This is a genomic window from Streptomyces sp. NPDC059373 (assembly GCF_042751495.1).
Classification (GTDB): domain Bacteria; phylum Actinomycetota; class Actinomycetes; order Streptomycetales; family Streptomycetaceae; genus Actinacidiphila.
In genome coordinates this window covers 1-20,624 of the sequence record NZ_JBHYXC010000023.1, presented here as the reverse complement: position 1 = coordinate 20,624, position 20,624 = coordinate 1, and the positions used below count along the sequence as shown (strand labels likewise).

General features: G+C 71.3%; 17 protein-coding genes and 1 riboswitch. Of the genes, 4 read left to right on the top strand and 13 right to left on the bottom strand.

From position 1 onward, the window contains the following. Positions 1-135 precede the first annotated feature (135 nt). Entirely contained in the window at positions 136-1,317 is a 1,182-nt protein-coding gene (locus ACFXJ5_RS26560) for an acyl-CoA dehydrogenase family protein (RefSeq protein WP_384635951.1), read from the bottom strand. Positions 1,318-1,596: 279 nt separating this feature from the next. Here ACFXJ5_RS26560 and ACFXJ5_RS26555 point away from each other — a divergent pair, with 279 nt between their 5' ends. Then, entirely contained in the window at positions 1,597-1,980 is a 384-nt protein-coding gene (locus ACFXJ5_RS26555; RefSeq protein ID WP_384635948.1) for a hypothetical protein, read from the top strand. 31 nt (positions 1,981-2,011) lie between these two features. On the opposite strand, the gene ACFXJ5_RS26550 is transcribed toward ACFXJ5_RS26555, so the two are convergent. From ACFXJ5_RS26550 to ACFXJ5_RS26535, 4 genes are all read right to left on the bottom strand, one after another. Further along, entirely contained in the window at positions 2,012-2,386 is a 375-nt protein-coding gene (locus tag ACFXJ5_RS26550; protein WP_384635945.1) for a hypothetical protein, read from the bottom strand. A gap of 86 nt (positions 2,387-2,472) precedes the next feature. Continuing rightward, the gene (locus ACFXJ5_RS26545) at positions 2,473-2,865 is read right to left on the bottom strand and encodes a roadblock/LC7 domain-containing protein (protein ID WP_384635942.1); all 393 of its coding nucleotides are present in this window, start codon (positions 2,863-2,865) and stop codon (positions 2,473-2,475) included. A gap of 80 nt (positions 2,866-2,945) precedes the next feature. Continuing rightward, positions 2,946-3,701, bottom strand: a complete 756-nt coding sequence (locus ACFXJ5_RS26540; RefSeq protein WP_384635939.1) for a transcriptional regulator — start codon at positions 3,699-3,701, stop codon at positions 2,946-2,948. After that, the gene (locus tag ACFXJ5_RS26535; protein ID WP_384635937.1) at positions 3,698-4,081 is read right to left on the bottom strand and encodes a hypothetical protein; all 384 of its coding nucleotides are present in this window, start codon (positions 4,079-4,081) and stop codon (positions 3,698-3,700) included. Before ACFXJ5_RS26535 ends, ACFXJ5_RS26540 begins: the two co-directional genes overlap by 4 nt. A 249-nt stretch (positions 4,082-4,330) precedes the next feature. Here ACFXJ5_RS26535 and ACFXJ5_RS26530 point away from each other — a divergent pair, with 249 nt between their 5' ends. Continuing rightward, entirely contained in the window at positions 4,331-5,926 is a 1,596-nt protein-coding gene (locus tag ACFXJ5_RS26530; protein WP_384635935.1) for an alpha/beta hydrolase, read from the top strand. A gap of 34 nt (positions 5,927-5,960) precedes the next feature. On the opposite strand, the gene ACFXJ5_RS26525 is transcribed toward ACFXJ5_RS26530, so the two are convergent. The 4 genes from ACFXJ5_RS26525 to ACFXJ5_RS26510 form a co-directional block, all read right to left on the bottom strand. Continuing rightward, positions 5,961-8,405: a SpoIIE family protein phosphatase gene (locus ACFXJ5_RS26525; protein ID WP_384635932.1), complete on the bottom strand. Its 2,445-nt coding sequence runs from the start codon at positions 8,403-8,405 to the stop codon at positions 5,961-5,963. 85 nt (positions 8,406-8,490) lie between these two features. Then, complete coding sequence (locus ACFXJ5_RS26520) at positions 8,491-10,641, bottom strand: putative bifunctional diguanylate cyclase/phosphodiesterase (protein ID WP_384635929.1); 2,151 nt, start codon at positions 10,639-10,641, stop codon at positions 8,491-8,493. Next, positions 10,638-11,450: an SAM-dependent methyltransferase gene (locus ACFXJ5_RS26515; protein ID WP_384636232.1), complete on the bottom strand. Its 813-nt coding sequence runs from the start codon at positions 11,448-11,450 to the stop codon at positions 10,638-10,640. The genes ACFXJ5_RS26520 and ACFXJ5_RS26515 overlap by 4 nt, the downstream gene beginning before the upstream one ends. 183 nt (positions 11,451-11,633) lie before the next feature. Further along, the gene (locus ACFXJ5_RS26510) at positions 11,634-12,824 is read right to left on the bottom strand and encodes a transglycosylase family protein (protein WP_384635927.1); all 1,191 of its coding nucleotides are present in this window, start codon (positions 12,822-12,824) and stop codon (positions 11,634-11,636) included. Between the two features lie 2 nt (positions 12,825-12,826). Next, a riboswitch (cyclic di-AMP (ydaO/yuaA leader) is annotated at positions 12,827-13,008 on the bottom strand. 460 nt (positions 13,009-13,468) lie between these two features. Between ACFXJ5_RS26510 and ACFXJ5_RS26505 the strand changes: the two genes are divergently transcribed. Further along, positions 13,469-14,149 (top strand): ThuA domain-containing protein, encoded by a 681-nt coding sequence (locus ACFXJ5_RS26505; RefSeq protein WP_384635923.1) that lies wholly within the window; start codon positions 13,469-13,471, stop codon positions 14,147-14,149. A 53-nt stretch (positions 14,150-14,202) separates the two neighbouring features. Beyond that, on the top strand, positions 14,203-15,222 hold the full coding sequence (mgrA, locus tag ACFXJ5_RS26500) for an L-glyceraldehyde 3-phosphate reductase (RefSeq protein ID WP_384635920.1): 1,020 nt from the start codon (positions 14,203-14,205) through the stop codon (positions 15,220-15,222). A gap of 61 nt (positions 15,223-15,283) precedes the next feature. Here mgrA and ACFXJ5_RS26495 read toward each other — a convergent pair whose 3' ends face one another. The 4 genes from ACFXJ5_RS26495 to ACFXJ5_RS26480 all read right to left on the bottom strand — a co-directional run bounded on the left by ACFXJ5_RS26495 (position 15,284) and on the right by ACFXJ5_RS26480 (position 20,249). After that, positions 15,284-16,042, bottom strand: a complete 759-nt coding sequence (locus ACFXJ5_RS26495; protein ID WP_384635917.1) for an SDR family NAD(P)-dependent oxidoreductase — start codon at positions 16,040-16,042, stop codon at positions 15,284-15,286. Positions 16,043-16,101: 59 nt separating this feature from the next. Beyond that, complete coding sequence (locus ACFXJ5_RS26490; RefSeq protein ID WP_384635914.1) at positions 16,102-17,031, bottom strand: hypothetical protein; 930 nt, start codon at positions 17,029-17,031, stop codon at positions 16,102-16,104. Positions 17,032-17,038: 7 nt separating this feature from the next. Beyond that, positions 17,039-17,872 carry a MerR family transcriptional regulator gene (locus ACFXJ5_RS26485; RefSeq protein ID WP_384635911.1) on the bottom strand — a complete coding sequence of 278 codons (834 nt, stop codon included), beginning with the start codon at positions 17,870-17,872 and terminating at the stop codon, positions 17,039-17,041. Between the two features lie 292 nt (positions 17,873-18,164). After that, positions 18,165-20,249 carry a SpoIIE family protein phosphatase gene (locus ACFXJ5_RS26480; protein WP_384635908.1) on the bottom strand — a complete coding sequence of 695 codons (2,085 nt, stop codon included), beginning with the start codon at positions 20,247-20,249 and terminating at the stop codon, positions 18,165-18,167. Positions 20,250-20,624 lie beyond the last annotated feature (375 nt).

Sequence of the window (20,624 nt, the reverse complement as noted above, 5' to 3'; positions counted from 1 at the left end):
CCCGCCGCCCGGGCGATCGCCGCCTCCCCGGCCGCCACCGCGGTCCCCCGCCCCCGGTTCCCCCGCCACCCCCACCCCCCCCCCGCGGGGCCCCGGGGGCCCCCCCCCCGGGGGGGGCCGGGCCACCGCGGCGTTCTACGGGGCGCTCTCGGGCCCGGCGAGGTGGCGGGCGATGACCATCCGCTGGATCTGGTTGGTGCCCTCGACGATCTGCAGGACCTTGGCCTCGCGCATGTAGCGCTCGACGGGGAAGTCCGCGGTGTAGCCGTAGCCGCCGAGGAGTTGGACGGCGTCGATGGTGACCTGCATCGCCGCGTCGGTGCAGAAGAGCTTGGCCATGGCGGCCTGGCGGGAGAACTCCCGGCCGGAGTCGCGCAGTCGGGCGGCGGCGAGGTAGAGGGCGCGGCCGGCCTCGATCTTGGTGGCCATGTCGGCGAGCATGAAGCGCAGGCCCTGGAAGTCCACCAGCGGGCGGCCGAACTGGCGTCGGCTCATGGTGTAGTCGAGGGCCTCGTTCAGGGCGCCCTGGGCGAGGCCGATGGCGCAGGCGGCGATGCCGAGGCGGCCGGAGTCGAGGGCGGACAGGGCGATGGTGAAGCCCTGGCCCTCGTCGCCGAGGCGGCGGGCGTCGGGGACGGTGACGCCGTCGAAGTGGACCTGGGAGGTGGGCGAGCCCTTCATGCCCATCTTCTTCTCGGGCCGGGCCGCCGACAGGCCCTGCGCGTCGCCGGGGACGAGGAACGCGGTGATGCCGCGTGGTCCTTCGGCGCCGGTGCGGGCGAGCACCGTGTAGAAGTCGGCGATGCCGCCGTGGGTGATCCAGGCCTTGGTCCCGTCGATGGACCAGGTGTCGGCGGCGCTGTCGCGGACGGCGCGGGTGCGCAGGGACGCGGCGTCGGAGCCGGAGGCGGGTTCGGAGAGGCAGTAGGCGCCCAGGAGGGAGCCGCTGAGCATGGCGGGCAGGTGCTCCGCGCGCTGCTCCTTGCTGCCGAAGTACGCCAGGGCGTGGCAGGCCAGGGTGTGGACGCTGACGCCGAGCCCGATGGTGAGCCGGGCGGCGGCCAGCTCCTCCAGGACCTGGAGGTAGACCTCGTAGGGCTGTCCTCCACCGCCGTACTCCTCGGCGTAGGGCAGGCCCAGCAGCCCGGCCTCGCCGATCAGGGTGAAGGTGTCGCGCGGGAAGACGCCGGCGTCCTCCTCCTCGGCCGCCGAGGGCCTGATCTCCCGCTGTGCCAGTTCGCGTACGAGCGCGAGCAGGTCGCGGGCCTCCTCGGTGGGCAGCTGTCGGTCCACCGGCGGTTGGCCGTCGTGGGACATGGCGGCGCTCTCCTCCCTGTCGGGCGCTGCGGCGGCATCCGCTCAGGGTGTGGCGGGCGCGCCGTGGGTCGTGACCGTGTACCGATGGTCTCCCGCCGGGTCTCGGCGCGGCCTGACCAGCAGCTGCGGCGCGATGAGTATGCCCGATCGGACGCGCCTCGCACGCGCAGGGGCGCATTTTGGCATACGGGCGCTCCCGGGGCGCCCGATTCCCTCCGACCGGTGGCCGGAGGGCGTCAGCTGGCTAGCATCGGCCCTCGGTGAACCCATGGAGGTCGTGTGACGCGCATACGGTGGGCAGCGATGGTGGCCGCGGGGCTGCTGGCGGCGGGCTGCGGGTCGTCGGCCGGCGGGCAGCAGGCCGACGGCGGCCCGGTGAAGCTGGAGCGGCTCGCCGGTGCCATCGGTTGCACGGCCTCGGTGCAGACCGACAGCGCGGAGCTGCGCCAGGGCAGTTGCAGTACGGCGAACCAGACGTACGTACTGCTCACCTTCGCCTCGAACAAGGGCCAGCGGGCCTGGCTGGACGACGCGGAGCCGTACGGCGGCTCGTACCTGGTGGGCACCCGCTGGGTGGTCCAGGCGGACACCGCGGCGCTGAAGCCGGTGCAGAAGCAGCTGGGCGGGGCGGTGGAGGCCGGGGCGGACCACAGCGGCCACTGAGTCGCCCCGTGCCCCGGCCCCGGCCCCCGTCTCAGACGTCCAGGTCGGCTTCGATGCGCTTGAGCTGGTGGCGTGCCATCGCCAGGTTGGCGCGTTCCCGGTCCAGTGCGAGGTACAGGAACAGGCCCTTGCCGGCCCTGCCGCTGATCAGCCGGATCAGGTGGTACTGGGAGCCGATGGTGATGAGGATGTCCTCGATCGCCTCCTTGATGTTGAGCATCTCCATGGTGCGCATCTTGGCCCTGACCACGTCGGTGTTGCCGGCTGCCGCGACCGTGAGGTCGAGGTCCTTGGTGCCGCCGAGGGTGCCCAGGGCCATGCCGCTGCCGTAGTCGACGAGGGCGGCGCCGATGACTCCCTCGATGGAGGTCATGGCGTCCTTCAACGCGGTTTCGGTGTTGGCCATCAGGGTCTCGCTTCCTTTTCGTTGCCTTGCCGGTTGGCGGGCACCGGCCGCGGTTCGGCCGCGGCCGGTGCCGGGTGGTTGTGGAGTCATGTCCGCTCCTGGTGGTCGGGCGCGCCGTCGACGAGGTCGCCGATGCGCCCGCTGGATCGGCGGGCCTCCAGATGGAGCCGGCCGACGTTGGTGTCGGGACCCGCCACGACGGTCAGGGTGGCGGTGCGGCCGGCGGCGTAGGTCGCCACGTAGCCGAGCTCTCCGCGGGCCATGAGCTCACGGAATCCGCCCTGTCCGGTGGCGTCGGTCAGCCGGGTGCCGACGCCCAGGACCGCTGCGGTGAGCGCGGCGACACCGTCCGGTTCGATGCCGCTCGTGTCATGGGCGATCACCATCCCGTCGGTACTCGCCACGAGACCGCCCGTCAGGTGCGGCACCCTCGCGCGCAGGCTGCGCAGCTCGGTGAGCACCTCGGGTTGCACGGTCATCGGCTGCCTCCTTCCGGCGAGCTGTCTCAGAGCGCGCCTCCATGGCCGGTCCGGGAGGTCCGCGCGGGCGGGAAGTGCACTCACAGGCGGGCCTCCAGCGCGTCGCGGATCCGGGTCAGCAGTTCGATGTCGGTACCGGGGCCGGTGTCCGGTAGTGGCGGGGCCTGTCGCGGCACCGTGGGTGTCTCGACGTAGCCGGCCGCCGCGAGCCGTCGTACGTCGAGCACGGTGGTGAAGGCGGAGCGCCCCAGCAGCCAGGCGATCTGGGCCGGAGTGCGGGAGCCGTCGGCCACCTCCAGAACCGCGCGCTGGCCAGGGTCGGGGACACCGCCGCGCCCCACGCGGGGCACCACCGGGTGCGCGTCGGCGGCGGGCCAGGGCCAGACCCGGTCCAGGAGGGCGCGTCTGCGGACCGACTCGCGGCGCAGGGCGTCGGCGCGGACGGGTCTGACCGTGCCGAGCCAGTGGGTGGCACCGCGCAGGAAGCGGGTGGGTTCGGAGTCGGGGAGCAGGACGAAGTAGGCCGCGTCGAACAGCGCGCCCAGGTGGCAGAGTTCGAGCTCGCCCCGGGTGAGGCAGCCGTGCTCGACCAGGAACGGGCCCACCCGGCGGTCGCGGCCGGCCTCGGCGAGGGCCTTGCGCCAGGCCTCGGCGGACAGCCGCCCGCAGGTGATGAGCCGGATGCCGAGGTCGGGCGACGACGGGCTCTCGGCGTGGACCACGGCGCCGTCACAGAGGTAGACGACGCCGCTGTTGCCGTACAGCGCGCCGGTGGCCTGCTCGGCGGCGAGCCCGGCGAGTGCGGCGTCGAAGTCCCGTTCCGTCGGCGTCCTCACACCAGCACCAGCCTGTCGGCCAGCGCCTGGAGGCGGAAGCGGGCGAGCGCGAGGTTGGCGTCGCCGCGGTCGAGCCACAGGTAGAGGAAGACGCTGCTCTCGAAGGAGGTGTCGATGAACCGCATCAGGTGGTAGCCGGCGCTGGCGCTGATGATGATGTCCTCGACGGGCACCTTGCCGGTCTGCGCCGCGGTGAACGACGCGCCGTCCAGGACCGCGCGCACCACTTCGGTGGTCTCCACCGCGGCGACCTCGTGGTCGTCGTTCGGCCCCTCCCCGGCGGTGCCCAGGACGAGTCCGCTGCTCCAGTCGACCAGACTGGCCCCGAGCACACCGGGGATGGCCATGGCCTCGGCCAGGCACTCGTCGATTCCGGGCACACGGACCCCCTCACCGCCACGTTCGGTTGACCGGATGCCACGGAACGTTAGGGTGCGGTCACGCGATGCGGCGTTGTTGGGGCATTTTCACCTGGCACATGCGCAATCCGTACTATCCTCCGCTCTCGACCCATGCCGGTGGCCGGTGGGGCAATCGAGGGGAACTTCCGCTTCCGCAGGGCCGGTTGCGGAAGGATCGCGTGAGTCGGCGTCATTCACGTGCGCGTTCCAACCGTTCCGGGAGCCCTGGTGAAAAAAACCGCTGCGGCAGCCGCCGCCCTCGCGACGCTGGTCGGGGTGCTGGCCTACGCACCGTCCTCGGCGAGCGCCCAGACGTCCGCGCCCGCCCGGGCCGTCGCCTGGCAGGCCTGCGGCACGACCTCGTATCCGAAGCTGCAGTGCGCGACGTTGAAGGTGCCGCTGGACTACGCGCACCCGGGCGGCCGGAAGATCACACTGGCGCTGTCCCGAATACCGCACACGGCTGCGAAGTCCCAGGGCCCGCTGGTGGTCAACCCCGGTGGCCCGGGCGGCAGCGGGCTCACACTCGCCGGATTCGTGGCCTCGTCGCTGCCGAAGGCGGTCGCCGCGCAGTACGACGTCATCGGCTTCGACCCACGCGGGGTCGGCGACAGCACCCCCGCCCTCGACTGCGTGCCCGGCTACTGGGATCCCGTACGCCCCGACCCCGTACCGCACAGCAAGGCCGAGGAGACCGCGAACATCAAGCGCGCCGCCTCCTTCGCCAGGGCCTGCGGCAGCACGTATGGTTCGCTGCTGAAGCACATCGACACCATCAGCGCGGTGAAGGACATCGACTCGATCCGGGCCGCCCTGGGCGCGAAGAAGCTCAACTACTTCGGCTACTCGTACGGGACCTATCTCGGCTCCGTCTACGCCAAACTCTTCCCCCAGCGGGTACGGCGGCTGGTGCTGGACAGCATCGTCGACCCCACCGGTGTCTGGTACGACGACAACATCGGCCAGGACTACGCCTTCGACGCCCGCAACAAGGCGTTCATGGCGTGGATCGCCACGTACGACTCCACCTACCACCTCGGCACCGACCCGGCGAAGATCGAGGCTGCCTGGTACGCGGTCCACGAGAAGCTGCGGACCCATCCGGCCGGCGGCACAGTCGGGCCGGGCGAGTTCGAGGACACCTTCCTGCCCGGCGGCTACTACAACGGCTACTGGCCCTACCTGGCAGCGGGATTCGCCTCGTACGTCAACGACGGCGACGCGGACGCGCTGGTCTCGCTCTACGAGGACTTCGCGGCCGTCGACACCGGCGGGGACAACGGCTTCAGCATCTACTCCGCCGTCCAGTGCCGGGACGCCAAGTGGCCCCGGAACTGGAGCACATGGCACCGGGACACCGAGAAGGTGTACGCGAAGGCGCCCTTCCTGGCCTGGAACAACGCCTGGTACAACGCGGCGTGCGCCTTCTGGCCGACGAGTTCGCTCAAGCCGGTCGACGTGTCCAACAGCAAGCTGCCGCCGGTGCTGCTCTTCCAGGCCACCGACGACGCGGCGACCCCGTATAGCGGCGGTGTGACGGTGCATCGGCTGCTCAAGCGCTCCAGCCTGGTCGTGGAGGAGGGCGGCGGCAACCACGGCATCACGCTGAGCGGCAACCAGTGCCTGGACGACTACCTGGCCGCCTATCTGACCGACGGCAGGGTGCCCCGCTCCCCCGGTGACACGGCCGACGCCACCTGCCAGAAGCTGCCGGATCCCGAGCCGCTGACCGCCTCGGCGACGGCATCGGCATCGGCGAACAGCACCGCCACACCGACCCCGGCGGACGGCGGCCTGCACGCGCTGCTCGGCACGCAGCACTGAGGCCGGGCCCGGCGCGCTTCCCGTCGCCCGCCGCTCACAGGGCGACGGGAAGCGCCTGCTCGGCCCAGATGGTCTTGCCCCGGTAGGACTGGCGGGTGCCCCAGGCTTGGCAGAGCTGGGCGACCAGGAGCAGGCCCCGGCCGCCCTCGTCGGAGACCCGGGCGCGGCGCAGGTGGGGTGCGGTGTTGCTGCCGTCGGAGACCTCACAGATCAGGGTGCGGTCGTGGATCAGCCGCAGCTGGATGGGGGCCTCTCCGTAGCGGATGGCGTTGGTGACCAGTTCGCTGACGACCAGCTCCGTGGTGAACTCCGCCTCCCCCAGCCCCCAGGCGACGAGCTGCCCCACCGCGGCCTTGCGGGCCTCGGCGACGAACGACGCCTCGGCGGGCAGGTCCCAGGTCGCCACCTGCTCCCGGTCGAGCACCCGCGTACGGGCCACGAGCAGCGCGATGTCGTCGGCGGGGCGCTCCGGCAGCAGCGCCTCCAGGACGTGATCGCACACCGTCTCCAGGGTCGGCTCCGGCTTGGCGAGGACTTCGCGCAGCACGGCGAGCCCCTGGTCGGGGTCGCGGACCCGGGACTCGACCAGTCCGTTGGTGTAGAGCACGATGAGACTGCCCTCGGGCACCTGCACCTCGGTCGACTCGAAGGGCAGGCCGCCCAGGCCGAGCGGCGGCCCGGCCGGAAGGTCGAGGAACTCCACCCTCTGCCCGCCGGCGGCGCCCGGGGTGACCAGGGCGGGTACGGGGTGCCCGGCCCGGGCGATGGTGCACAGACCGGCTACCGGGTCGTAGACCGCGTACAGGCAGGTGGCGCCGAGCTCCCCGCAGGGTGCCGCGCCGTCGTTGTCCGGGTCGGTCTCGGCGGAGACCCGGGTGACGAGGTCGTCGAGGTGGGTGAGCAGCTCATCCGGGGGGAGATCGACGTCAGCGAGGGTGCGTACGGCGGTACGGAGCCGGCCCATGGTCGCCGAGGCCTGGATGCCGTGGCCGACGACGTCCCCGGCGACCAGGGCGACGCGCGCCCCGGACAGCGGGATGACGTCGAACCAGTCGCCGCCCACTCCGGCCCTCCCGCCTGCCGGGAGGTAGCGGGAGGCGACCGCAACGGCCGCCTGGCGGGGGATCTTCTGCGGCAGGAGACTGCGCTGCAGGGTCAGCGCGGTGGTGCGCTCGCGGGTGTAGCGGCGGGCGTTGTCGATGCAGACGGCGGCCCTCGCGGTGATCTCCGAGGCAAGCAGGACGTCGTCGTCCTCGAAGGGCTCGGGGCGCTGGTGCCGGACGCAGAGGACCACGCCGAGCGTGGTGCCCCGGGCACGCAACGGCACCGCCATCAGGGAGTGCATGCCGAATCTTCTGACCCTCTCCGCCCGGGCGCTCTCTGCGGAGATCCACTGGTCCACGCCGGGGTCGGCGAGCCCCTGCACGACCGGCCGGCCGGTGGCCAGACACTCGGCCGGCGGTGTGAAGGCCGCGTAGGAATCGGAGCTGCCCAGGCGCACGACGGCCTCCGGAACGCCTTCGAACACCGATGCGTGAGCGACGCGGCGCAGCAGAACGGATGCGGACTTGGGTTCGGCGTCGGGCTCGGCGCCGCGGTAGATGCTCTCCAGCAGGTCGACGGTGACGAAGTCGGCCAGCGCCGGCACGACGGCCTCGGCGAGCTCCCGCGCCGTACGCTCCACGTCCAGGGTGGTGCCGATGCGGAGGCTGGCGTCGTTGAGCAGCTGCAGCCGTTGCTTCGCCCGGTGCTGCTCGGTGATGTCGTGCGCGGCGAGGCATACGCCGCGCAGGGTGCCGTCGGGGTCCTTCACGGGGCTGAGGAAGACGTTCCAGGCGTGCTCGTGGCTCTCGCCGACCGTACGGAGGTAGTTCTCGACGTAGCGCGGCTCGCCGTCCTGGAGCACCTGGGCCATGGCCCGCTCGGTCTTGTCGCTCTGCGGGTCCAGGACGATCTCCGACACCCGGAGGCCGCGCATGTCGTCCTCGGTGAGGGCCATGGCGCGTTGCATGTCCTCGTTGGCCCGCCGCAGTCGCAGCCGCGTGTCGTACAGCGCCATGGTGCAGCAGGGCGACTGGGCGAAGGCCTGCCGGCCCAGGTTGTCGTCCTCGGGGCGGGCCTGGGTGCCGGTCAGCGGCGACACGAGCAGCCACTCGGTGTCGCCGCTGCCGTTGGTGCGGCGGTGGGCCAGCAGTCCGGTGTCGACGCGGTGGCCGTCGCGGTGGCGGAGGGCCACGCGGCCGTTCCACCTCGGGAGTTCCGCGAGTGAGCGGCGTTGCTCTTCGGAGGGTTCCTGGGCGAGCAGCCGGGCCGCGGGCCGCCCGACCATCTCGCCGGCCTCGTGGCCCAGCAGCCGACGGGCCCCTTCGCTCCATCCGGAGATCCGGCCGTGGCCGTCCACGGTGACGCGGGCCGTACCGGCCGCGTCGACCAGGTCATCCGGCGGGTTGCCGCCGTCCGTGTCCTCGTAGCGTGTCATTTCGGTTCATCTCGCCCTCTTTCCCATCCTTCCCTCTCGACTCCTCCGGAACCGGAGGAATGGGGATATCGGCGGGAAACCGGGCTCAGGTGCTGCTGGCGTCGACGAGCGAGAGGGCGTGCAGCCGCTCGGGCGGCCCGGGGCGGGCGTAGTACCAGCCCTGGGCGGTGTCGCAGCCCAGTACGCGCAGGTGCTCGGCCTGCAGTCCGGTCTCGACGCCCTCGACGGTCACCGACAGGCCGAGGGTGTGGGCGAGCTGGACGATGCCGTCCACGATCTTGACGTCGACCGGGTCGACGGGCTGGTGCTGCATGCCCCGGGTGAAGGAGCGGTCCAGCTTCAGGGTGGTGATGGGCAGTTGGCGCAGCGACGCGAGGTTGGAGTAGCCGGTGCCGAAGTCGTCGAGGGCGATGTCGACGCCCAGTTCGGCGAACTGCCGCAACGGGCGCAGCAGATCCTCGTCGGCGCCGATCAGGGCGCTCTCGGTGACCTCCAGGCACAGCGCGGAGGGGTCGATGCCGGCCTCGGCGAGCGCGGCGACCGTCTCGGGGACCAGCCCGGGGTGGTGGAGCTGGGAGGGCGAGAGGTTGACGTTGACCCATAGCGGGGGGCCGTCGAGGCCCGGGAACTGCCAGTCGCGGGCCTGCCGGGCGGCCTGCTCCAGCACCCAGCGGCCGAGCGGCACGATCAGGCCCGTGGCTTCGGCCAGCGGGATGAAGTGGTCGGGCCCGAGGGTGCCGTGCACCGGGTGGCACCATCTGACCAGCGCTTCGGCGCCGCGTACGCTGCCGTCGGCGAGCCGGACCAGGGGCTGGTACTCGACGAAGAACTCCCCGCGCTCCAGGGCGGTCGGCAACCGGTTGACCAGGCCGTGCCGGGTGATGGCGCGGGCGTCGGCGTCCGGGTCGGCCAGGGCGAAGCGGTTCCCGCCGGCGGCCTTGGCGCGGTACATGGTGATGTCGGCGCTGCGCAGTGCCTCGGCGGGGCCGAGAGCGCCGGCCGGGCCCTCGACGATGCCGATGCTGCAGCGTACGGACAGCTCCCGGCCGTCGATGCGGATCGGGGCGGCCAGGGCGCCCAGGATCACGTCGGCCAGGGCGGTGACCTCGGAGCGGGCCTTGGGGTCGACGACGATGACGACGAACTCGTCGCCGCCGAGCCTGGCCACCAGCTGCCCCGGCGAGGTGACGCAGGCCTGGAGCCGTTCGCCGACCGCGACCAGCAGCCGGTCGCCCACGGCGTGACCCAGACTGTCGTTGACGTCCTTGAAGCCGTCGAGGTCGAGGTAGCACAGGCCGATGCGGGCCGCGCCGGTGCCGGGGGCCAGGGCCTCCTCGAGGCGCTCGAAGAACAGGGTGCGGTTGGCGAGGCCGGTGAGCGCGTCATGGGTGGCCTCGAAGCGCAGCCGCTCGCGCAGCAGGCGCTCCTCGGTGATGTCCTCCATGAGGGCGAGCATGTACTGCGGGGTGCCGGCCGGGTCACGCAGCAGCGAGACGGTGAGGTTGGTCCACAGCACGGTGCCGTCGGTGCGGTAGTAGGGCTTCTCGATGCTGTAGTGGTCGCGTTCGCCCCGGGCCACCTGGCGCTGCATGTCCCAGGTTCCGGGGCCGTCGTCGGGGTGTCCCCAGTCGTTGACGTTGCGGCTGCGTACGTGGTGCTCGAGGCCGCCGAACATGCGGGTGAGGGTGTCGTTGACCTCCAGGATGGTGCCGTCCATGCCGGCGATGCCGATGCCGATGGAGGCGCCCTGGAAGACCGCCCGGAAGCGGGCCTCGCTTTCGTGCAGGGCCTGTTCGGCCTCGGTGCGGGCGGCGAGGGCGGCGCGGGAGAGGGCCTCCTGCTCGGTGAGGGTGCGGTCGCGCAGGCTGCGGGCGTACCCGGCGGCCAGCCAGTGCTGGAGCCGGCCGCAGCGGGCGGCTGCCTCGTCCGCCGGGACGGCCTCGCCGGGCGGGCAGTACAGCAGCAGGTAGGAGTCGATGACGCCGAGGATGCGGGGCAGCGCCTCGGGGTCGGTGCAGTGCGCGGCGACCAGCGCGGCCCCGGTCTCGGCGCCGAACCGGGGGTCGAAGGGCTGGGCCCGCAGCGCCTCGCTGAGGCCGCCGGCCAACGGGAGGAGGTACTCCTCGAACTCCGCGCGGGTCATCGAGGTGGCGGTGGCCGGGTAGATGGCCCGGCTCCAGATGGCCGCGAAGCGCCGCAGTCCATCGGCCCTGTCCTCGGCCGCGGAGGTGGTCACGCCTTGCGCCCGACGCCCGCGAAGCCGGTGTAGATGACGGGATCGTCCTCGTCGTCGGTGCCGTCGGGACGCCACAGCGGCATGGCCACCACGCCGGGCTCGACCGGTTCGAAGCCGTCGAAGAAGCGCTCCACCTCGGTACGCGACCGCATGATCAGCGGCGAGCCGATGTTGCGGTAGACGCCCTCGACCTTGTCGCCCTCCTCGGGCTTGCGGGGGCCGCCGTCGGTGGAGGCGTGGGTGAAGATCAGCAGGCTGCCGGGGGCGAGGGCGTCGCGCAGTTCGGCGACGGCCTTGCGCGGTTCGTCCGAGTCCTCGAGGAAGTGCAGTACGGCGATGAGCAGGAGGGCCACCGGGCGGCTGAGGTCGAGAAGGCGGCGGGCCGGCTCGCTGTCGAGGATGTCGCGGGGCGAGCGCAGGTCGGCCGAGACGATGTCGGCTCGTTCGTTGCCCTCCAGGACCGCCCGGCTGTGGGCGACAGCGACCGGGTCGTGGTCCACGTAGACGACGGTGGCCCCGGGTCTCGCGCCCTGGGCGACCTCGTGGACATTGCCGAAGGTGGGTATGCCGGAGCCTATGTCGAGGAACTGCGTCACGCCCTGGTCCACCGCGTATCTGACGGCGCGCCGCATGAACGCCCGGTTCGCCTGCATGATCTTCGGCAGCCCCGGGAACGCCTCCATCGCCCGCCGACCCGCGTCCCGGTCGGCCTCGAAGTTGTGCGAGCCACCCAGGTAGTAGTCGTAGATGCGGGACACGCTCGGTACCGACAGGTCGATACCTTGCGGTGCCCAGGCGGGACGTTCCACCATCGGTGTCTCCAGCTCGTCAGGCGTTCGGCAGTGGTCAGGAGTGCCCCGTCAGGCTACTGATCGCCAGTTCGAGAGGGAACAAAAACCGGAAATATGAGGTCCGTTTCGGTCACTGGACAAAGGCATGTGCCTGCCCCCGCCGCCGCGGGGACAGGCACATGGGACCTGGTTGAGCCTTGCTCAGATGCTCACGCCGTGCGAGCGGAGGTAGGCCAGCGGGTCGATGTCCGAGCCGTAGTTCGGGGTGGTACGGATCTCGAAGTGCAGGTGCGGGCCGGTGACATTGCCGGTCGCGCCGGACAGGCCGAGCTGCTGGCCCTCGGACACGGACTGGCCGGCCGAGACGGAGATCGACGACAGGTGGGCGTACTGGGCGTACTTGCCGTCGGCGAGCTTGATGACGACCTGGTTGCCGTAGGCGCCGCCCCAACCGGCGGAGACCACGGTGCCACTGGCGACGGCCTTGACCTTGGTGCCGGTGGAGACGATGAAGTCCTGGCCGGTGTGGTAACCGCTGGCCCACATGGAGCCGGCGGTGTGGTAGGCGGTGCCCAGGACCACGTTGTCCACCGGAGCGGTGTAACCGGAGGAGGTGCTCGTGCCGGACGAGGCGGTCTTCGCGGCCGAGGAGGTGGTGGCCGAAGCGGTGCTCTTGTGCTCCGTGGTGGAGGACGAAGAGGTGTGGGCGGTCGAGGCGGCGGCCTTCTGGCCGAGCGTCAGGACCTGGTGGGGGAAGATCAGGTCGGGGTTGCCGCCGACGACGCTCTTGTTGGCGGCGTACAGCTTCTGCCAGCCACCGGCCACGCCCTTGGCGTCGGCGATCTTCGAGAGGGTGTCACCGCTGACGACCGTGTAGCTTCCGCCGCTCGACTTCGAAGGGGTCGAAGCGGATGAAGCGGACGAATGCGACGAAGCGGTCGAGGACTTGGTCTCGGTCGTCTTCTTGGGGGTGGTCGCCGTGGACGCGGCGGGGGCCGAGGAGGTGTCGGCGCTGGACTTGGTCAGACCGGCCTTGGGACCGCACACCGGCCAGGCCTGCGGGCCCTGGACCGCGAGCACCTTCTCGGCGATCGCGATCTGCTGCGCCTTGGTGGCCAGGTCCGCACGCGCGGCGTACTGGGTGCCACCGAAGGCCGCCCAGGTGCTCTGCGTGAACTGCAGGCCGCCGTAGAAGCCGTTGCCCGTGTTGATGCTCCAGTTATTGGTGCTCTCGCAGGACGCGACCTTGTCCCAGGTGCTCACGGAGGCTGCGTGGGCGCCGGTGGCACCGACCATCGGCAGCGCGATGGCGGCACCCGCCGTGCCGGCGGTGACGCCGATTCGGGTGAATCGGCTCGTACGGACGCGACGGTGCTTTCCCTTTGCGGGCATGCCGAATTCCTCTCCGACGCCTGCGAGGTAAGCTGTCGGGTTCGGGCTGGAGATGCCCGGCCGCGGGCAGCCCGAATTAACGGCGCTGCACGGCGACTTCACCCCAAGCCGTTCCGCGACCGACGGAACGGCGATTACCTGGGTCCCCCGCTCCTGCCCTTAAGTGCTCAGGGGTTGCTCAATGGGCGGCGGCAGGATTCGGCGTTCCGCCCGAGAGGATCCCGCAGGCATTTGACCTGCGGGACTGTGAAGCTAGACGACGGCATCGCGACTGAGCAAGGCGCGTAAACACGGGATCAAGAAAGCCGCAAATCGATCTTAGAATTCGATGACTTTGGGTGAGAAGTGTCCGCTCTGTGTGCACAGATCCCTGACGGTGGGTAATTCGATCAATATGCAGAGTCACAAAACGGGGCCGATGTGGACACATAGTGTCTGCGGCATTCCGTACGGTATTTCATGAGTGACGCCCATCACCCGTGGGTGATTTGCCCGGAAGTGCTCCCATCGCGGATGGAAACCGCCCCGGCGAAGTGTGTCTTGTGCATGACTATCGGGCCAATTGTGACCCCGCGTCGGTCGTCTCCCACGGCCACCGGCCGCCGCCCTGTACCTGGTAGAAGACGATGCCTAGGGTGTGAGCCATGCCTCCTGCCCCGGTCCTGGTCTTCACCCGGACCACCGCCTATCGCCATGACTCCATCCCCGACGGCATCGCGGCCTTCCGCGCCCTGGGCGCCGAGCACGGTTTCGGCGTCGAGGCCACCGAGGACCCGGAGGTCCTCGCGGACGGGCTCGGCGGCTGCCGGGCAGTGGTCTTCCTGTCCACCAGCGGCGAGGTCCTGACCCCGCGAGGCCGCAAGGCCCTGCGGGCGTACGCCGAGTCGGGCGGCGGCTTCATGGGCGTGCACGCGGCCGCCTGCACCGAGTACGACTGGCCGTACTACGGCGAGCTGCTCGGCGCCCGCTTCGCCCGCCACCCGGATCTGCAGCCCGGCCTGGTCACCGTCGAGGACCACGGCCATCCGGCCACCGAACACCTCGGCCCGGTGTGGCCGTTCACCGACGAGTGGTACGACTTCCGGATCAGCCCGCGCGGCTCGATGCGGGTGCTGGCGTCGGCGGACGAGTCCTCGTACGACGGTGGCGGCATGGGCGTCGACCACCCGTTGGTGTGGTGCCGCGACTCCGGCGGCACGGGCGGGGGCCGTACCTTCTACACCGCTCTCGGCCACTCCCCCGAGGCGTACGCGGACCCGGTGTTCCGACACCATTTGCTCGGCGGCCTGCGCTACGTGATGGATTCGCCGGGGCCGGGCCTGTAGCCTCACAATCCCGCACATTTTCTTACATCAGCACCTGACCCAGGAGTTTTCGCGTGAGCTACCTCGCGGCCGACGACCGATACGACTCCATGGAATACCGCCGCTGCGGCCAAAGCGGAGTCCGGCTGCCCGCCGTCTCGCTCGGCCTGTGGCACAACTTCGGGGACACCGCGCCGCTGGAGACCCAGCGCGCGATCCTGCGCCGCGCCGTCGACCGGGGCGTCGTCCACCTCGACCTCGCCAACAACTACGGCCCGCCCGCCGGCTCCGCCGAGGCCAACTTCGGCGCCCACTTCAGCGCCGACTTCCGGCCTTACCGTGACGAGCTGTTCATCGCCACCAAGGCCGGTTACGACATGTGGCCCGGGCCGTACGGCGAGTGGGGCTCGCGCAAGTACCTGCTGGCCAGCCTCGACCAGTCGCTGGGCCGGATGGGCCTGGACTACGTCGACGTCTTCTACTCGCACCGCTTCGACCCGGACACGCCCCTCGAGGAGACCATGGGCGCCCTGGCCACTGCGGTCCAGCAGGGCAAGGCCCTGTACGCGGGTATCTCCAACTACCCCGCCGAGCAGCACCGCCGGGCCGCCGAGATCCTGCGCGAGCTCGGCACTCCGCTGCTGATCCACCAGTCCGCGTACAACATGCTGTCGCGCGGCCTCGAAGACAATGTCCTGGACGCGATCGGTGAGACCGGCACCAGCCTGATCGCCTTCTCACCACTGGCACAGGGCCTGCTGACGGACCGCTACCTGCACGGCGTCCCGGAGGACTCCCGGATGGCCGTCGGGCACTTCCTCAGGCGCGACGCGCTGACGGAGGAGCGGCTGGCGCTGCTGCACTCGCTCAACAAGATCGCCGAGGGACGCGGACAGTCGCTCGCGCAGCTCGCGCTGACGTGGGTGCTGCGGGATCCGCGCGTGGTGTCGGTCCTCATCGGCGCGAGCAGCGTGGCGCAGCTCGACCAGAATCTGGCGGCGCTGGACGCCGAGCCGCTGACGGACGGGGAGATCGCGGAGATCGACCGGATCTCGGCGGCCGGCGGGATCGAGATCCCCGGACACGCGGCCTGAGCGGACGGGGGTGCGGGGGGCGGTTGTCGCCCACCGCACCCCCGTGCCTGTGGGCGGCCGTCTACTCGTAACGCCGGCCCGAACGCGCCGAGATGCGGTTGGACAGGCCGCGCGGGACCGCCTTGCTCAGGCCCACGAGGGCCTTGTACCTGATGTCGGGCACGCTCACGCCGACCCCGCGCCGGAAGTCCCGTACGGCCGCGGCGACCAGCGTGTCGGCGTCGAGCCACATGAAGTCGGGGACCGCCGACTTGTCCATGTGGGAGCGCTCGTGGAACTCCGTGTGCACCCAGCCGGGGCACAGGGCCATGACGTGGACGCCGTTGCCTGCGATGTCCTGCTCGACGCTCTCACTGAAGTTGACCACCCATATCTTGGTGGCGCTGTACGTCCCGCGCGAGAAGAACGCGGCGACCGAGGCGACGTTGATGACACCGCCCCTGCCACGGTCGATCATGCCGGGCAGAGCGGCGTGGGTGAGGCGCAGCACCGCCTCGCAGTGCACCTTGAGCATGTCGAGCTCGTCGGCCAGCGGCGTCTTCAGGAAGGTGTCGTGCTGGCCGAAGCCGGCGTTGTTGACCAGCAGATCCACGCCGGCCGCCGCACGACTCTCGGCCGCGGCGATCCCGTCCTCGGTGGCCAGGTCGGCGGTCAGCACCTCGACGGCCACCCCGTGCGCTGTGCGGTACTCCTCGGCGGCCTGCTCCAGGCGGGCGGTGTCCCGGGCCAGGAGGACCAGGTCGAAGCCGTCGGAGGCGAGCCGGCGCGCGAAGGCCGCGCCTATTCCGGCGGTCGCGCCGGTGACGAGTGCGGTGGGCATGGCGCGAGCGTAGCGGGTGCGTACCGGGTGGGTAGCGGGTGCTCGTTGTCGCCGCCGGGCTACCGGGCGGCCGTCAGCAGCTCCCGCAGCCGGTTGTACGTGGGCGCCAGCCGGCGCAGTCCGTCGGCCAGGGACCGGTCGTCGCCCACCACGGCGGGGTGCTGCAACCCGCCGATGATGCGCGCCTGAGTGGCGGCGAGTGCGGCCGCCTTTGGCAGGCCGAGCATGGAGAGGCAGGCGGCCGCGTCGGACAGTCGCCGGGCGCCGACACGAATGCTGAAGACCTGGAGCATGGTCCGCATGCCGGGGTCGAGGCCTGCGTCCACCAGTCCCGCCAGCGCTTCGAGCCCGGCCGCTCCGCCCAGCGTGCCCGCGGGCACCGGCAGGTCGTCCCGCCCGGCGAGCCAGCGGACGGCGGCCGGCAGCGTGCGCCGGAGGGCGTCGTCGGCCGCGACCTCGCGGAGGCGTACGAAGCCGCTGCGCATCACGTAGGGGGTGCTGATGTATGTGACCTCGTCGCCGCGCCAGGACGCGTTGAAGGCATCGGTGGGCAGCGTCGCGTACGGATGGCCGTGCGGGTCGTGGAAGAGGACCGTGCCGTCCTCCACCGCCAGGACCACGACGTAGTGGTCGGCACCGATGGCGGCGTTCATGCCCGGCTGGTGTGTGAGCAGTCCCATTTCCAGCGGTCCGGTCAGGACAGGCCCGTCCGCGCAGGCCTTCCGGAGCCGGGCCATGGCTTCCTCCGGGCTGCCGCCGTCGGTGCGTTCGCAGGTCCAGCCGAGGGAGCCGATCGCGGCGTCGAGGCCGAGTTCCGGGTCCCAGCCGTACGGGTCGAAGAACGGCAGCGTGCCGGCCAGCAGTTCGAAGCCGAAGGGGGAGCCGGTGAGGCACTCGATGACGCCGGTCGGCGGGGCATGTTCGCCCAGCACCATGGCAAGGGAGTTGGCGTAGCAGTACGGCCCCGAGCCGGTGTAGGGGAGCGTCATCGCGCCGTCATCCCTCGACCGGGTAGGCCACGTCACAGACCTCGTCGTCGGGGCCTGCCGAGTCCCAGTCCGTGAAGTAGACCTCCCGGCAGGGCGCGGTCCCGGTAAGACCCTGCTCGGCGATCCGGTGCGCGACCGCGTCGAAGGCGATCGTGATCCGGGGATACTGCACCTGGTCCTTCACCAGCCTGGTGTACAGCTCCCGGTGGGCCGGCTCGACCCGTGCCGCCGCTGCCGTGACGTCCTGCCCCGGACGTACCGGAACGCACGCCTCCGCCGGGCCGTCCCCGTCCTCGCTGACCTCGCCGTGGTAGACGACGAACGGCGGCCCGGCCACTCCCCCGTACTCCTGAGCCGCCTTCACCAACCGGCCGATGGCCGCCCCGATCCACTCCGGCAGCTCCTGCGGGCCGACATGCCGCTGCTCGGTGAGCACCAGCTGCTCGGGTACGTCGCGCTCCTTGATCTCGTACATCCCGTAACTCCCCTTCCCGCCCGACAACGTGACCCCCACATGCGCGGCGAGCTCCCGCTGCGCCGCGACCCGGCGCTCCACGGCCTCCCAGTACGCCGCGACCAGCCCCGCCCCCTGCGGCCCGGGCGCCGCCACGACCCGCGCGACCTCGGCCAGCGGCATGTCCAGGCCACGCAGCGTCGCGACCAGCCGTGCCGTGGCCAACTGGCTCTCCCGGTAACGCCGGTAGCCGCTGACCGGGTCGACGTCGGCCGGCGCCAGCACGCCGAGCCGGTCGTACAGCCGCAGTGCCTTCAGCGACAGCCTCGACCGCCGCGCGAAGACCCCGATACTCAGCAGCGGGTCCGCCCGCTCGTGCTCGCTCACGGCACCCACACTGCGGGCTGCCCCAGGGGAAGAGTCAACGGCGCACCCCAGCGGCCGACGGGCGCCGCATTTTCCACCCTCGCGGCGCCGGAGCGGCCGTGCGAGGTCCGCGCGCACCAGCTGACAGTCTCGGTTCCGTCCGGGTGCCGGAGAAGTATGGTTTTTCCGGAGCAATAGGCGCAGATCCGCAGGCAACTGTCACCACGTGCCGCCCGAGGTCGCCACGAACACGATCGCCGCCAAGACCTCGCGGCGTCGGGCCCTGGACCGGCCATTGCCCGGTGGATCGAGGCTAGGACGAGGGAGTCCGCGGCTCGAGCGGAAGCTCCGCCCAGATGGTCTTGCCCGCCGTCGTGTAGCGGGTCCCCCAGCGATCCGTGAGCTGGGAGACGATGAACAGGCCGCGGCCGTTCTCCTCGTCGTTACGGGCCCGTCGCAGATGCGGGGAGGTACTGCTGCTGTCGGAGACCTCGCAGATCAGTGCATCGTTCCGGATGATCCGGAGCTGGATCGGGCCGGCGGCGTACCGGATGGCGTTGGTGATCAGCTCGCTGACGACGAGCTCGACGGTGAACAGGGCTTCGCCGAGTCCCCAGGCGTTCAGGCGCTCGGCTGCGAACTCACGGGCGTGACCGACGGCAGTGAGGCCGAGGGGGACGTCCCAGGTGGCGATCTGGGTGGCATCCAGGATCCGGGTCCGGGCCAGCAGGAGCACGATGTCGTCGTCGGGGCCGTCGTCGGGCACGGACTTCAGGATGGTGTCGCACGCGACCTCGAGCGAGGGGGCCGGCTGGGCCAGGGCGGCCCGCAAGGCGTCCCTGCGGCCGTCGTCGTGCGGGGACGCCCCCAGCAGGCCGTTGGTGTAAAACGCGAGCACGCTGCCCTCGGGCAGCGGCACCTCGGTCGACTCGAATGGCAGGCCATCGCCCACACCCAGCGCGGGTCCCTCTGGCAGGTCGAGGAAGCTGACGCTTCTGTCCGGCAGGAGCAGGGCGGGCGCCGGATGCCCGGCGCGAGCGAGCGAGCAGGTTCCGGCTGCGGGGTCGTAGACCGCGTACAGGCAGGTCGCCCCGGCTGCGCCCGCCGTGTCGTCCGCGTCGTCGGGACCCTCGGTATCCCTTCCCGCCCGGGCTGGGGTGACGACGTCGTCGAGGTGGGCGAGGAGTTCATCGGGCGGCAGGTCCATGTCGGCGAGCGTGCGTACGGCGGAACGCAGTCGGCCCATGGTCGCGGAGGCGTGCAGTCCATGCCCGACGACCTCTCCCACGACGAGCGCTGCCCGGCAGCCGGACAGCCGGATGACGTCGAACCAGTCGCCGCCCATTTCCGTCACGGACTCGGCCGGGAGATACCTTCCCGCGACCTCGACCGCCGCCAGGTCGGGCAGCCGCCTCGGGAGCAGGCTGCGCTGGAGTTTCAGGGAGGTGCGGTGTTCCCGGGTGTAGCGGCGGGCGTTGTCCACGCACACGGCGGCGCGTGCCCCGATCTCCTCGGCGAGCAGCAGGTCGTCGGCGTCGAACGGCTCGCGGTGCGCCTCCCGTACGAAGATCGCCACCCCCAGAGTGGCGTCCCGGGCACGCAGGGGCACAACGATGCCGGAGCAGTGGGCCGGGCCGGCGGTCCGGACGTCCGCCAGCGGGCCCGTCGTACCGAGCCAGTCCGCCGCGTCGGCCGTATCCGCGATCGCCGCGCGGGCCGGCCGTCCCGAGACCAGGGCCCGGCCGGGCACGGAGTCGGGCGGGTAGGCGTGCAGGCCCTCGGGGCCGCGTACGGGATCCGGGGCGGCCTGCGCACCCGACGCGCTGCGGGCCACCGCCCGCAAGGTGACCGGTCCCGCGGCGGGCAGCGCGGCCGGTTCGTCGCCGGAGAGCACCGTGTCGAAGAGGTCGACGGCGGCGAGGTCGGCGAATCGCGGAACGGCGACGTCGGCCAGCTCCTGGGCAGTGCGGGAGATGTCGAGCGTCGAGCCGACCTGCTCTCCTGCCACCGAGAGGAGCGTGAGCCGGTCCCGGGCGATCATGAGCCGTCTGATGCGTTCCTCACGCTCGAGGCGAATGCGGCACACCAGCAGACTGGCAGCCGTCCCCAGCGAGACCAGGACGATGGTGACCACACGGTGGACAACCGGAAGTCCTGGGACGATGCCCCCGTAGATGAACAGGATCGCTGCCATCGTCGCACCGCAGACGATCAGTGTCCGCCGGTACGACAGGAGTGCGCTCGCTACGAGCGGGGCCAGTACGGAGAAACCACCGAGCCTGATCGCCCCGCCCTGGGACGTGGGGACCTGTGCAATCGAGAGCAGCACAATGTAGACCAGAAGAACGGTGAAGACGCCGGTCCTGCCCCCTGGGCGAACGGAAGGAACCTGGCTCACCTTCATAGGTTAGCCCCGAAGACCGGGCGTTGATCGGTCCGAGCTGCCGATAGGAAGGAGATGCCCTCCGAGCTGGGATGACGGGACCCCCGCGGTTCCGCATCCACGGATTCGTGAGGCACCGGCCGCAGCGGAGGGGACACGAGCCGAACCTGCCCGACGAGGCTCCGTGGCGGGCCATCCGGCGGACGTTCGGCTTCCGGGCCTGGGCACGCCGGCCTGATCCCGGGTCAACGCAGACCGGCGCGTGGCCGACTGCCGGGAAGCGGTCCGCCTAGGCCCAATGCCGGTGACTTAGGTGGCTTTGCCTCGTTGTCTTTCGTATGGCGAGGGTGGGGCAGGTCAGGGCGCCTGCGGGTGAGCGGTTGTCGGACC

Coding starts and splice junctions, on each gene's coding strand:
- ACFXJ5_RS26560 (WP_384635951.1), bottom strand. CDS start 1,317: ATGTCCCACGACGGCCAACCGCCGGTGGACCGACAGCTGCCCACCGAG.
- ACFXJ5_RS26550 (WP_384635945.1), bottom strand. CDS start 2,386: ATGGCCAACACCGAAACCGCGTTGAAGGACGCCATGACCTCCATCGAG.
- ACFXJ5_RS26545 (WP_384635942.1), bottom strand. CDS start 2,865: ATGACCGTGCAACCCGAGGTGCTCACCGAGCTGCGCAGCCTGCGCGCG.
- ACFXJ5_RS26525 (WP_384635932.1), bottom strand. CDS start 8,405: ATGACACGCTACGAGGACACGGACGGCGGCAACCCGCCGGATGACCTG.
- ACFXJ5_RS26510 (WP_384635927.1), bottom strand. CDS start 12,824: ATGCCCGCAAAGGGAAAGCACCGTCGCGTCCGTACGAGCCGATTCACC.
- ACFXJ5_RS26505 (WP_384635923.1), top strand. CDS start 13,469: ATGCCTCCTGCCCCGGTCCTGGTCTTCACCCGGACCACCGCCTATCGC.
- ACFXJ5_RS26495 (WP_384635917.1), bottom strand. CDS start 16,042: ATGCCCACCGCACTCGTCACCGGCGCGACCGCCGGAATAGGCGCGGCC.
- ACFXJ5_RS26490 (WP_384635914.1), bottom strand. CDS start 17,031: ATGACGCTCCCCTACACCGGCTCGGGGCCGTACTGCTACGCCAACTCC.